Here is a 13206-nt window from a genome sequence, read left to right as displayed (position 1 = left end):
GACCTACCCCAGATAGCTCTGCGTCACGAGGTTCGAAATCTCGCCAACCTCGGTGCGCAGGGTGATCAGCCGATGCGTGGTGATCTCGTCCGGGGCGGCGACCGAGAGCAGGCTTTCGATCGGCACGATGGCCCGCGACAGCGCCGCCAGCCGCCCGTTGTCGCGCGCATGCGGCAGATCGGCGGCAAGCGCCCGCATCCGCGCGATCTGGAACAGGATCGAGCGCGGGTTGTCGCCGTCGAGCGCAAGCAGGTCGACCACCGTCTCGCGCGAGCGCTCCATGCGGTAGCGGCGCTGATGGGTGATCACGCTGTCGGCCACCTCGATCGCGATATCCAGACAGCCCGAGGGCGCCTTGGCATCGGTGAAGGTGGCCAGAAGGGCGGCGAGCGCATCGGTACGTTCCAAGGCGCGGCCGAAACTGAGGAAGGTCCAGCCGGAAAACCGATACATGTTTTCATGCACGAGGCCGGAAAACCCGGTGATCTTGCGCAGCAGCACCGACATCGCGCGGGCAGCGTCATCGCCCGGCTTCGCGGTCTGGCTCATCGAGCGCGCGGTGCGGGCGAGATCGGCGAGCGCGGTCCAGCCGTCGGTGGAAAACCGGTCGCGGACCTTGGCGGCGCAGCCGCGGGCGGCCTCGATCCGGTCGATCAGCGCACCCGGCACCGGTTGGGTCAGCGTGATGCCATAGCCCGCAAGGAAGCTGCGCAACAGCCGCAGCCGCGCATCCTCGGCATTGTCGGTGGCGGCCAGACGCAGGTGATAGGCGCGAATGAGGCGGATCGCGTCTTCGGTCCGCTCGACATAGCGGCCGAGCCAGTAAAGGTTGTCGGCCGAGCGCGCGGGCAGGATGCCGTGGCTCGCCCGGCGCACGCCCTTTTCGGGGCGGGGCAGCAGGCTCTCCTGCCGCACCGGGCGGTCGGCGACGACCCAGACATCGGCCACCGCGCCACCGCGCTGCATCGCCAGCGCCGTGGTGTCGCCGGATCGGCCGATGCGCGCATAGCCGCCCTTCATGAAGGTCCAGTTGCCGCTTGCGTCGCGCGCCGCGAAGACCCGCACCGTCATCGGTCGCGGCTCGATCCGGTTCGCGCCGGTGCCGCTTTCGACCCAGGCCGGGGTGGTCGACAGCGTCACCGCCTCCTGTCCGACGAGCATCTGCCCCTCGGCTTCGAGCCAGTCCGAGATCGACGACCGGGCCGATCCGCGCAGCGTGCCGCCCAAAGCCGTCGCCGCGCCCAGATCGAAAGGCAGATCGCAGGCATAGGCCGAGCCGATCATCATGCGTTCGGAATGATCGCGCACATGGGCGCGCTCGGTGGCGCCGCCGCACCACCAGGTCGCGATATTGGGGATCTTCAGCGGCTGACCGCGCAGCACCTCGCAGATGCGCGGCAGGAAGGCCATCATCGCGCGCATCTCCATCACGCCCGAGCCGAGCGCATTGACCATGGCAAGATTGCCCGCCCGGATCGCCTCGACCAGCCCCGGGGTGCCGATCTGGCTCGTGGCATCGAGTTCGACCGGATCGGCAAAGGCCGCATCGATGCGCCGCCACAAAACGCCCAAGGGCTGCGGCCCCTCGATCGTGCGGACCATCGCTTGCGCGTCCTGCACCAGCAGATCCTCGCCCTCAAGCAGCATCAGGCCGAGATAGCGGGCAATATAGGTGTGTTCGTAATAGGTGTCGTTTTGCGGCCCCGGCGTCAGGATCGCGGCGGCGCGTTCGCGCCCGCCCGATTGCGCCAGCCGTTCCATCGCGGCGCGGAAGGTGCCGAAGAACCCCGCCAGCCGGTGAATATGGGCGCGCGGGAACCGCTCGGGGAAGATCCGCCCGGTCGCCATGCGGTTTTCCAGCGCAAATCCCGCGCCCGAGGGCGCCTGTGTGCGATCGCCGAGCACGAACCAGCGCCCATCCGGGGCGCGGCCGATCTCGAAGGCCAGCACATGCAGAAAATGCCCGCCGCGCGGGGTGATGCCGACCATCGGGCGCAGCCATTGCCGCGAGCCCGCGATCAGTTCCGCGGGCAGGTGACCTTCGGCGACAAGCCGCCCGGGGCCGTAAAGATCGGCCATGACGGCTTCGAGCAGATCGGCGCGTTGGGTGAGCCCGGCGCAGATCGTTTCCCATTCGCTTTCATGCAGGATGACCGGAATATGCGAGAGCGGCCATTCCCGTTCCGCCAGCGGATCATTCGAATATTGCCGGAAGAACACCCCGGCATCGCGCAGATATTGGTCGGCGCGTTCGAACCGCGCCGTCACCTCGGCGGGGGAAAGCCGCGCGAAACGTTCGACAAAGCGCTTCCAGACCGGGCGCATGTGCCCCTGTGCATCGAAAAGCTCGTCCGCCACCCCGGGCGACAGCCGGTAGTTTGCGAAAAGGTCATTCGCGGGGTGGGCTTGGGGCGGAGGCGTCAGGGTCATGTCTCACCGGATCGTGAGCCTCACTCAAGCCCGATGGGACGGCGCAGGTCAAGGGTTAGCGGAAACTCCGGGTGCGGCGCCTCGGGGGCGGGGGTGTAGGGGGCGGGACTGTGGCCCATCGGCTCGAAGCGGGCGAGCCTGCGGGCCTCGGCCTCGTTGGCGTTGACCGGGAAGGTGTCGTAGTTGCGCCCGCCCGGATGGGCGACGTGATAGGTGCAGCCCGCCAGCGCCCGGCCCGACCAGCGGTCGTAGATGTCGAAGACCAAGGGCGTGTTCACCGGCAGCGTTGGGTGCAGCGCGGCAGGGGGCTGCCAGGCCTTGAAGCGCACCCCCGCGACCGAGGTGCCCGCGGTGCTGGTGCGCGTCATCGGCACCGGGCGGCGGTTGCACATCACGGTGTAGCGGTCCTGATGCAGGCTCGTCAGTTTCACCTGCAAGCGCTCGACCGAGCTGTCGGTATAGCGCACGGTGCCGCCGATCGCCCCGGTTTCGCCGAGCACATGCCAGGGCTCGAGCGCCTGCCGCAGTTCCAGATGCACCCCCTCGGCCTCGATCTGGCCGCAGAAGGGGAAGCGGAATTCGGATTGCGCCTCGAACCAGACCGGGTCGAAGTCAAAGCCATGCGCGCGCAGATCAGCGAGCAGGGACAGCAGATCTTCCCACAGGTAATGCGGCAGCATGAAGCGGTCATGCAGCACCGTCCCCCAGCGGACCGGACGGCCGGTGACGGGCGCGTTCCAGCACCGCGCGATCAGCGCCCGGATCAGCAGTTGCTGCGCCAAGGACATGCGCGGATGCGGCGGCATCTCGAAGCCGCGGAACTCGACCAGACCCAGACGGCCGGTGGGACCGTCGGGCGAGAACAGCTTGTCGATGCAGATCTCGGCGCGATGCGTGTTGCCGGTGACATCGATCAGCATGTTGCGCAGCAGCCGGTCGATCAGCCACGGCGGCGGCAGGTTCCCCCCGTTCACCGGGTCGCCGATCTGGGCGAGCGCGATTTCAAGTTCGTAAAGCGTGTCATGCCGCGCCTCGTCGATCCGCGGCGCCTGAGAGGTCGGCCCGATGAAGAGGCCCGAGAACAGGTAAGACAGGCACGGATGGCGCTGCCAGATCAGGATCAGCGATTTCAAAAGGTCCGGGCGGCGCAGGAACGGGCTGTCGTTGGGCGTTTCGCCGCCCACGACGACATGGTTGCCGCCGCCTGTCCCGGTGTGGCGCCCGTCGATCATGAATTTGTCGGCGCCAAGACGCGACAGCCGCGCCTCAGCATAGATCGCCTCGGTCGTGGCGACGCAATCCTCCCAGGAATGCGCGGGGTGAATGTTCACCTCGATCACGCCCGGATCGGGGGCGACGCGGATCACGTTCAGCCGCGGGTCCTGCGGCGGCGCGTAGCCCTCGATATGGATCGGCAGGTTCAGCTCGGCCGCCGTCGCCTCGGCGCTGGCGATCAGGTCAAGGTAATCTTCGAGCGTGTCGCAGGGCGGCATGAAAAGACACAGCCGCCCGTCGCGCGGCTCGATGGCAATCGCCGTGCGCACCGCGCCCGTGGCCGGATCGGCGCCCTGCGCCAAAAGCGCCTGCCGCGCGGTCGGGTCCCGCTCGCTGCGGGTCGATTTCTGCTGATGTTCGGGGCTGACCGCAGGCAGGAAGGCCGCCTGTTCCCGGGCTTCCTCGGCGGCCAGCCGGTCGATCTCAGCCTGAATCTTCGCCCGCCGTTCCGCAATGGCCGCGCTGAAATCCGGCAGCGGCCCGACCTCGACCGTGGGATCGGCCGGATAGGAATAGGGATAGGCCGCGGGCGGCACATAGGGCAGCGCGCCCAAGGGGAGGCGGAAGCCCACCGGGCTGTCGCCCGGCACCAGGAACAGATGCCCGCGCCGCGGTTTCCAGAGTTCCGAGCGCCAGCGCCGCCCCTCCGCCCGGCCTTGCCAAGGCTGGATCGGCAGCACGAAGCCCGAAGGCTCGGTCAAGCCACGACTGAAGACGCGGGCATAGCGGGCGCGGTCCTCGGGGTTCTTCAGCTTCGGGTTTTCCGGGCTGACATTCGGCGGCAGGTTCGCTTCCTTCAGGATCCATTCGCCGGGGTCTTCATAAGCGGGCTGGGCAAAGACCGGATCAAGGCCAAGATGGGTGGCGAAGCTTTCCATGAAGCGCCCAGCCTCGGTGGGGCCGACCGGAGCGGTGGCGTTTTCGCGCGCGACCAGATCGGGGTTTTGCCAGACCGGCACGCCGTCGTGGCGCCAATACAGCGAAAAGGTCCAGCGCGGCAGGCTCTCGCCCGGATACCACTTGCCCTGCCCGTAATGCAGAAAGCCGCCCGGCGCGAAGCGGGTGCGCAACCGCCGGATCAGATCATCGGCCAAGGCGCGCTTTTGCGGCCCGACGGCCTCGGTGTTCCATTCGGCGGACTGGAAATCATCGACCGAGACGAAGGTCGGCTCGCCTCCCATCGTCAGCCGCACATCGCCCGCGGTCAGGCTCGCGTCGACCTTGTGGCCAAGCGCATTCAGCCGGTCCCAGGCCTCGTCCGAGAAGGGCTTGGTGATGCGCGGATGCTCGGCCACGCGCCGCACCGTCATGTCGAAATCGAACCGCGTCTCGGGCGTGCCCGCGGCGGTAAAGCCCCCCGCGATCGGCGCGGCATTGCGGTAATGCGGGGTGGCTGCGAGCGGGATGTGGCTTTCGCCCGCCAGAAGCCCCGAGGTCGGGTCCAGCCCCACCCAACCGGCACCGGGCAGGAAGACCTCGACCCAGGCGTGCAGATCGGTGAAATCGACCTCGGTCCCCGAGGGGCCATCGAGCGCCTTCACATCGGGGGCGAGCTGGATGAGATAGCCCGAGACGAAGCGGGCGGCAAAGCCCAGATGGCGCAGCACCTGCACCAGCAGCCACGAGCTGTCGCGGCACGAGCCCGACGCCAGACCAAGCGTCTCGTCGGGCGTCTGAACGCCGGGTTCGAGCCGGATCGTATAGCGCACCTCGCGCGAAATTCGGGCGTTCAGCGCCACCAGAAAATCGACGGTGCGGGTCTGGGTGAAATCCACCGTGCCGATGAACCGCGCCAGATGCGGCCCCTCAGGTTCCGGCGTGCGGTAGATCGACAGATCGTCGCGCAGCTCCTCGGGGTAGGCGAAGGGCCAGGTCTCGGCCGTTTCCTCAAGGAAGAAGTCAAACGGGTTGTAGACGGTCATGTCGGCGACCAGATCGACCTCGATCTTCAGCTCGGTCACCGGCTCGGGAAAGACGAAGCGGGCCAGCCAGTTGCCATAGGGGTCCTGCTGGTGATTGACGAAATGCCCGCCGGGGCTGACCTTCAGGCTGTGCGAAATCACCCGCGTGCGCGAATGGGGGGCGGGGCGCAGGCGGATGATCTGCGGACCCAAACTCACCGGGCGGTCATAGATGTAATGCGTCAGGTGATGGATCGATGCGTGAATGGCCATGTCTTCCCCCGTTCGGTGCGCCGAGTTTAGGAAGGCCCGCGGCGGATGCCACGGCAAAGCGGCGTCGGGCGAAAAGGTCGCGCGGATTTTCGGGCATCTGCCTGAAATTTGGGCAATGCCGATCTTGCACCAAGGTCGAATAGGCAGCCTGTCTCGGCTCAAGCACTCTCGGGGAATGATCCGGTTTTTGCTCCTTTGGCTGGCCTTTGCGACCCCGCTTTTCGCGGAGACGCTGACGCGCGATCAGCTTTCGGCGATGATCCTTGCGCCCTATGAGCTTGGGCAGCCGGTGAACGACAAAGGGGTGTGGACGCTGCTCAATTCCGGCGGCGGCGAGGCGGGTTTCGTCTTTGAAACCGCCCCTTTGGCACCGTTGCCCGGCTTTTCCGGCGCGCCCATCGACATGCTGGTGCTGCTCGACCGCGAGGGGCGCTTCATCGACGTGCGGCTTTTGCACCAGAACGAGCCGATCTTCGTTTCGGGTCTGGGTGAGGCGCCGTTCCGGGCGTTTCTCGAACAATATCGCGGCCATTCGATCAACGAACCGCTGGTCGTCGGCACGCCTTACGGCTCGGGCGGGACGGCTTCGGACAATGTCTATCTGGACGGGGTGACGAAGGCGACGGCCTCGGTCCGGATCGCGCATGACTCGATCCTTGCGGCGACGCTGGCGGTGGCGCGCGAAAAGATGCAGGGCGTGGGGGCGGGGCCGACGCCGAAGCCCGATCCCGCGCATGACGAGGCACTCGATTGGAAAGCGCTTCTGGATCAGGGGCTTGTTGGCCGCTTGCAGGTGAGCGAGGCGCAGCTTGACGCCGCGTTCAAGGGCACGAAATGGGCGCATGACGGAACGGGCGCCGACCCCGACGCGCTGTTCATCGATCTTTACGCGATCGATCTTGGGCCGCCGTCGCTTGCCCGGGCGGTGCTGGCACCCGAGACGCTGGCCGAGATCGCCCGCTTCACCGCCCGCGCCCCGGATGACGAGTTGTTCCTGCTGATCGAGGCGGGGCAGCATGGTCTGGTGTCGGAGGGTTTCGTGCGCAACACCGCGCCCGACCGGCTGACGGCCACGCAGGACGGGCTGCCCTTGGTCCTGCGCGATGCCGATATCCTGCCGGAACTGGCTGCGGATCTGCCGCCCGAGTTGAACGATGCGACGAAGATGGTGGTGCGGCTCGACCGTCGTCTGGGCTTCGATCCGACCCGGCCGTGGGAGCTGCGGTTGCAGGCCGTGCGCCAACACGGGATGTTTCAGGCCGAGGTCGGCTCGGCGCATTTCCCGGTGGCTTTGCAGACGCCCGAGCGGTTCTTCCTGCGCCCCGCCGCGCCCGAGCGGCTGAGCCCTTTGGCCCAGGCCCTGCGCAACCGCGCGACCGACCTCTGGGCGCTGGGCGGGTTCCTTGCCCTCTTGATCGCGGCGCTTCTGGCGCAATCGCGGCTGGCGGGGTTGCGCGCCTTCACCCCGGTGCGGCTGACGATCCTTGCGCTGGTGATCGGCTTCGTCGGTTTCTGGGGGCAGGGGCAGCTGTCCATCGTCACCGTCATGGCGGTGGCGCGCGGGCTCGTCGCGGGCGGGCTCGAGGTGCTGCTTTACGACCCGTTCGGGCTTGCGGTCTGGGCGGCGGCGGGCATCGGCTTTCTGCTTTGGGGCCGGGGGTTCTTTTGCGGCTGGTTGTGCCCCTTTGGCGCTATGCAGGAATTCGCCCATCACGCCGGGCGGCTGTTGCGCCTGCCGCGGATCGAGCCGCCGCGCTCTCTCGCCCGCGCGCTGCTCTGGACGGGGCCGGTTGCGGCCGTGGCGCTGGTCGCCGTGGCCTTCCTTTCCCCAAGCCACGCGGAAGCGGCGGCGGAACTCGAACCCTTCAAGACCGCGGTGACGATGCATTTCGACCGGCCCTGGCCCTATCTGATCTGGGCAATCGGCTGGCTTGCGGTTTCGACCGTCTGGTTCAAGGGTTTTTGCCGCTCGGTCTGCCCCCTGGGCGCGGTGATGCGGCTCGGTGGGCTGTTGCGGCTGCGCGCCTTCATCCCGCGGCGGGTGGAGTGCGGCAAGCCCTGCCAGCTGTGCAAGGTGCGCTGTGCCTATGGTGCGATCAAGCCCACGGGTGAAATCCGCTATTCCGAGTGTTTCCAGTGCCTTGACTGCGTGGCGATCCATGATGACAAAAGCCGCTGCGTGCCCTTGGTGCTCGCGGCGAAACGGGCGCGGAGGGCGGCATGAAGCGGCGGCGGTTTCTGCAGATCGTGGCGGGGGCGGCGCTGATCGCCCAAGGCGCGCGGGCCGAGACCTGGCAGGGGCAAGCCTTTGGCGCCGATGTGCGGATCACCGCGCCGGGGGCGCTGCCACTGGCCGAAATCCGCGCCGAAATCGCGGCGATCGCGGCGACCTTTTCGCTTTACGCCGACAGCGAGCTGACCCGGCTGAATGCGGCCGGGCGCGGGGCGGGCTCTGACCGGCTGCGCGAGGTTCTGGCGGTGGCGAAGCGCGTGCATGACCTGACGCGCGGCGCCTTTGACCCGACGGTGCAGCCGCTCTGGCGGGCCCTGGCCGAGGGGCGCGACCCGGTGCAGCCACGCGCGGCGATCGGGTTGCATCGGGTGCAGATCGGCCGCGAGATCGTGCTGGCGCGTGGGCAGGCACTGACGCTCAACGGCATCGCGCAGGGGCACGCTGCCGACCGGGTGGCCGAGATCTGCGCGCGCGCGGGCCTTGGCGAGTGTCTGATCGACATGGGCGAGTTTCGGGCCCTTGGCGGGCCGTTCCGGCTGGGTATCGAAGACCCCGCCGCGGGGATGGTGGCGGTGCGGATGCTCACGGGCGGTGCGATGGCGACCTCGTCCCCGGCGGCGATGGCCTTTCCGGGTGGCTCGCATATCCTTGGCCCGCATGGACAAATCCCGCGCTTCTCGACGGTGACGGTCGAGGGCGCCAGTGCCACGCTCTGCGATGCGGCCTCGACCGCCTTCGTGCTGATGGCGCGTGACGAGATCGTGACCGCGGCGCAGCGGATGCGGCTGCGCGCGGTGACGGTGGTGGATTTCGAGGGGAATTTCGAGACGCTGGTCTGAGGGGCCAAGGCGACGACCTTGGCCAAGCTCTCAGCGCACCGGCGGTTTGAAATCGACGCCATAGGCGGCAAAGATCTTCGCGATCCGACCATCGGCCAGCGCCGCCGCAATCGCGTCATCGACCGCATAGCCAAGGTCGTGATGTTGCAGCGATACCGCCACACCGAGCGTCCAGCTTTGTTTGGCCAGACCGAGGAACGGCGGCTCATGCACGCCGATGCCGGGGGCAAGATTGGCGTCGATCTCGGCGCGCGGACCCATCGCCGCCATGACCTCATGCGCCGCAAGCCCGGCCATCGCGTCGCCGGTCGACTTGTAGCGATGCACCTTGTCCGCCGTCGCCCCATGCGCGACCGAGGTCAGGAAGAAATCGGAAATCGAGTCATTCTCGACCCCCACCGGATCGTAGCGAAAGACCGGCGGCGTCGGAGGTTTCTCGGGGTAGCTCGCCTGGTCATAGGCGATTGCCAGCCGCTCGGTCGCATATTGGCCGGTGAAGACCACCTGATCGAAGCGGCAGGCGTAATCGACATCATAGGGCACATGGATCATCAGATCGGAGACATGCCCGCCCACGGCCGCGCCGTGATAGACGTAATTCAGCAGATCGGCATCCAGCGTCTCGCCCGCCTGCACCAGACGGATGCGCGGCTCGACCCCCAGATCGGCGGCGATGAGCTTGGCGATGTCGACATCGATGCCCTTCGGCGTGCCGTTTTCCTCCCAGGACCAAGGCTTGTAATCCTCGTAAAGCGCAACCTCGATCCAGCCTTCGTCGCGGATGCGGTCGAAGCTGCGGCCGATGTCCTGCACGGGGGTATTTTGCGGCTTCTGGCCGGGCGCGACCCCTTCGCAGGCGGCCTGAACGGACAGGGGGGCAAGGCCGACGAGCGCCAGCGTCAGAGCAAGGTTCCGCATCCGCCCCGCCCCCGTGCTCATTTCGCCGCCGAGAGGCCAAGCTCAAGCAGCTCGGCCGCGTGCTTGAAGCTCGCCTTGTCCTCGGTCAGCACCTCGGCAGCGCGGCTCACGGTGCTGTCGGCCACCGGCGCCCCCGAGAAGGTCTTGACCTCGGAGTTGATCTGTTCGAGCTCGGCCTTGATCGCCTTGCCATCCGCGGTGCCCGTCATCAGATCGGCGACGATCGCTTTAATCCGGTCGTTGTGGGCGTCGAGTGCGCCATCCTCGGGGCGGGTCTCGATATAGGTGCGGATCGCCCAGCCCGCTTTCTGGCCAAGGATCGGACCAAAGGTCGGCATCTTCGTCGTGCCATCCTGCGTGTAGCCATGCTGGAAGCGCTCGGCGAACCATTCATCGCCATATTCTTCGGCCTCAAGGAACCGCAGGTCAGGCGCAAGACCCCCCGAGACCGCGCCAAGGCCGTGACAGCGGGCGCAGTTCTGGTTGAAGCCGGAATCGCCGATCTTCACCGCGGTCTTCCAGACATCGTCGCCCACCTTGTCGGCGCGATAAGGGTTTTCGGTCAGCCATTCCTCGCCCACCTCGGGCAGGGCATCCGTGTTCACCGGCTGTGGCGCGACGTTGCCATGCGCCAGAACCTGAGCCGGAACCAGCAGGCCGACAAGCATCAGGGCCGCGATGGACCGGCGGTTTCTGACGTCAAGCATCTCTCTCTCCCTTCGATCGGTGCTGCCAAGGTGTTAACGGGGCCGACCCCCCGCGTTCCATTCGACCTTGGTCTTGGTCAGCTCCGATCCTGCCCGAGGCGGGGGGCCGGGCGTATTGGCCATTGGTCTAATAGGAAGGCGAAAAGGGGGGGGATAGCGTGCCTGCAACGAATGAGGGAGGAAACCATGATCAAGATGACACGTCGGGGGCTGCTGGCCTGCAGTCTGGCCGCGATGCTGGCGTCCACGGCCCCGGTTCTGGCGGGCGATCTGCCGACGCTGACGGTCGCCGCGCTCGAAGGCGGCACGGTGAACTGGGAACTCGACACGATCAAGCATTACGGTCTGGATACGGCGAACGGCTTCACGCTGAATGTGTTGCCCGTGGCGGGTAACCCCGCGGCCGAGGTGGCGCTGCAGGGCGGCGAGGCCGAGGCGATCGTGACCGACTGGTTCTGGGTCGCGCGGATGCGCGCCGAGGGCAAGGATTTCACCTTCATTCCCTATTCGCGCGCGGTAGGCGGTCTGCTGGTCAAGCCGCAATCGGGGATCATGGATCTGGCCGATCTGAAGGGCAAGAAGATCGGCATCGCGGGCGGGCCGCTGGATAAAAGCTGGCTGATCCTGCGCGCCTATGCGCAGAAAAAGTTCAACATTGATCTGGCGAAGGAGACCGAGCAGGTCTTCGGGGCACCGCCCTTGATCATGGAGGCCGCGCTCTCGGGCGAGGTCGATGCGGCGATCAACTTCTGGCATTTCGGCGCCAAGATGCAGGCGCGGGGGATGGAGACGCTGGTGTCGACCTCGGACGCCGCGAAGGCGCTGGGGCTGGATCCGGAAACGCCGCTGCTCGGGTATGTCTTCTCGGAGAAACTCGAAAAGGACAAGCCCGCCGTCGTTGCGGGGCTGCGCGCCGCGTCGAAGGCCGCCAAGCAGAGGCTCGCCACGGATGACGCCGCCTTTGCCCGGCTGCGCGAGATCATGAATGCGAAATCCGATGCGCAATATCTGGCGCTGGTGGCGGGCTATCGGGCGGGCATTCCGACCGATGCGCCGGTCGATGAGGCCGCGGCTGACAAGATGCTGAAGCTGATGGCCGGGATTGGCGGCGAGGAATTGCTCGGGCCGGTCAAGGAACTGCCCCCGGGCACCTTCCTGACGAACTGATGTTCACCATGGCGCGCAAGCCGCAGCCGCAGGCGGGAGGGGGGATCGTCGCCCCTCCCGTCGTTGCGTCTGGCGGGCAGGAATGGCGCGCGGTCGGGCGCACCGCGATCTCGATCCTCGCGGCGCTCATGGTCTGGGCGCTTTTGGCGGCCGTGCTGGGCGACCCGAGCCATGCGCCGGGGCCGCAGCAGGTGCTGCCGGAACTGGCGCGGGGCCTTCTGTCGGGGAAGATGCTGCCCGATCTTGGCGCGACGATGCTGCGGGTCGTGTCCTCCTTCGTGCTGGCGATGCTGGCGGGGACGGTGCTGGGCATCGTGCTCGGCCTGTCGCGGCGGGTGAACGACTGGTTCGATCCGTGGTTGACGATCTGGAACAACATCCCGGCGCTGGTGCTGATCGTTCTGTGCTATCTCTGGATCGGGTTGAACGAGACCGCGGCGATCACCGCCGTGGCGCTTAACAAGGTGCCGCTGGTCGCGGTGATCCTGCGCGAGGGCGTGCGGGCCCGTGATCCGGCTTTGTCGGAAATGGCGCGGGTCTTCGGCATGGGCTTTGTTGCACGGCACCGCCACATCCTCATTCCGCAGCTGATGCCGCATATCATCGCTGCCGCGCGGGCGGGTCTGGCGCTGATCTGGAAGGTCGTGCTGGTGGTCGAGTTTCTGGGTCGGTCGAACGGGATCGGCTTCCGTATCCATCTGAATTTCCAGATGTTCGATATCGCCGGAGTGCTGGCTTGGGCGGCCGCCTTCGTCACCGTCATGTTGGCGGTCGAATGGTTGATCCTTGCGCCGCTCTCGGTGCGGGCAAACCGCTGGAGGCGGGAATGATCGCGCTCGATCTGCAGGAGAAACGCTTCGGCAACACCGTGGTTCTGGGCGCACTGAACCTGCGCGTTGCGCGGGGCGAGGTGCTGGGGATCGAGGGGCCGTCAGGCTCCGGCAAGTCGACGCTGCTGCGGATTCTGGCCGGGGTGGACACGAAGTTCCGCGGCGAGATGCAGGCGCCCAGCCGCCGCGCGATGGTGTTTCAGGAGCCCAATCTGATGCCGTGGCGGCGGGTGGTGGACAATATCATCCTGCCCACCGGCACCGATGAAGGGACGGCCGAGGGCTGGCTCGCCCGTGTCGGTCTGGCGGGTTATGGCGCGCATTGGCCGGGGCAGCTGTCGCTCGGTCAGGCGCGGCGCGTCGGGCTGGCGCGGGCCTTTGCGGCGCGACCCGATCTGCTCATTCTCGATGAGCCTTTCGTCTCGCTCGATGCCGGTCGGGTCGAGGAGTTGCTGGATCTGACGGCAGAGCTGATTGCCGAGACGAAACCGGCCGTGGTTCTGGCCTCGCATGCGCCGCAGGAACTGGACCGGCTGGCGACGCGGCGCGCGCGTCTGACGGGCCGACCCGCGCGGTTGAGCGAGGGGTGAGCCCGGTTTCGGGCGGATCAGGAAAGGCACTGCCTTTCCCCGC

Annotated in this window: 9 protein-coding genes; 5 read left to right on the top strand and 4 right to left on the bottom strand. The window is 67.2% G+C overall.

Annotated elements, in window-relative coordinates; translation table 11 throughout:
- Positions 1-3: 3 nt before the first annotated feature.
- Together ACTTAI_RS11840 and ACTTAI_RS11835 are read right to left on the bottom strand one after the other, a co-directional pair.
- On the bottom strand, positions 4-2430 hold the full coding sequence (locus ACTTAI_RS11840; RefSeq protein WP_444451759.1) for a circularly permuted type 2 ATP-grasp protein: 2427 nt from the start codon (positions 2428-2430) through the stop codon (positions 4-6).
- A 20-nt stretch (positions 2431-2450) separates the two neighbouring features.
- Positions 2451-5879, bottom strand: coding sequence for a transglutaminase family protein (locus ACTTAI_RS11835; RefSeq protein ID WP_444451758.1), 3429 nt, complete (start codon positions 5877-5879; stop codon positions 2451-2453).
- Between the two features lie 175 nt (positions 5880-6054).
- Between ACTTAI_RS11835 and ACTTAI_RS11830 the strand changes: the two genes are divergently transcribed.
- Together ACTTAI_RS11830 and ACTTAI_RS11825 are read left to right on the top strand one after the other, a co-directional pair.
- The gene (locus ACTTAI_RS11830) at positions 6055-8103 is read left to right on the top strand and encodes a 4Fe-4S binding protein (RefSeq protein WP_444451757.1); all 2049 of its coding nucleotides are present in this window, start codon (positions 6055-6057) and stop codon (positions 8101-8103) included.
- Entirely contained in the window at positions 8100-8951 is an 852-nt protein-coding gene (locus ACTTAI_RS11825) for an FAD:protein FMN transferase (protein ID WP_444451756.1), read from the top strand. The genes ACTTAI_RS11830 and ACTTAI_RS11825 overlap by 4 nt, the downstream gene beginning before the upstream one ends.
- A 30-nt stretch (positions 8952-8981) precedes the next feature.
- Here ACTTAI_RS11825 and ACTTAI_RS11820 read toward each other — a convergent pair whose 3' ends face one another.
- Both ACTTAI_RS11820 and pedF read right to left on the bottom strand, forming a co-directional pair.
- Positions 8982-9869 carry a substrate-binding periplasmic protein gene (locus ACTTAI_RS11820; RefSeq protein ID WP_444451755.1) on the bottom strand — a complete coding sequence of 296 codons (888 nt, stop codon included), beginning with the start codon at positions 9867-9869 and terminating at the stop codon, positions 8982-8984.
- 17 nt (positions 9870-9886) lie between these two features.
- Positions 9887-10576 carry a cytochrome c-550 PedF gene (gene pedF, locus ACTTAI_RS11815; protein WP_444451754.1) on the bottom strand — a complete coding sequence of 230 codons (690 nt, stop codon included), beginning with the start codon at positions 10574-10576 and terminating at the stop codon, positions 9887-9889.
- 186 nt (positions 10577-10762) lie between these two features.
- On the opposite strand from pedF, the gene ACTTAI_RS11810 reads away from it, so the two are divergent.
- Genes ACTTAI_RS11810 through ACTTAI_RS11800 form a run of 3 tightly spaced genes read left to right on the top strand, consistent with a single transcriptional unit; the run spans position 10763 to position 13163 of the window.
- Positions 10763-11743, top strand: a complete 981-nt coding sequence (locus ACTTAI_RS11810; RefSeq protein ID WP_444451753.1) for an ABC transporter substrate-binding protein — start codon at positions 10763-10765, stop codon at positions 11741-11743.
- Positions 11743-12573: an ABC transporter permease gene (locus tag ACTTAI_RS11805; protein WP_444451752.1), complete on the top strand. Its 831-nt coding sequence runs from the start codon at positions 11743-11745 to the stop codon at positions 12571-12573. Before ACTTAI_RS11810 ends, ACTTAI_RS11805 begins: the two co-directional genes overlap by 1 nt.
- Positions 12570-13163 carry an ABC transporter ATP-binding protein gene (locus tag ACTTAI_RS11800; RefSeq protein WP_444451751.1) on the top strand — a complete coding sequence of 198 codons (594 nt, stop codon included), beginning with the start codon at positions 12570-12572 and terminating at the stop codon, positions 13161-13163. Before ACTTAI_RS11805 ends, ACTTAI_RS11800 begins: the two co-directional genes overlap by 4 nt.
- Positions 13164-13206: the final 43 nt, after the last annotated feature.

Origin of the sequence: Rhodobacter capsulatus, from assembly GCF_052363175.1 — a bacterium.
Taxonomy (GTDB): domain Bacteria; phylum Pseudomonadota; class Alphaproteobacteria; order Rhodobacterales; family Rhodobacteraceae; genus Rhodobacter; species Rhodobacter capsulatus_D.
Note: the sequence above shows the minus strand (reverse complement) of the source record. Positions and strands in the feature narration are given on the sequence as shown.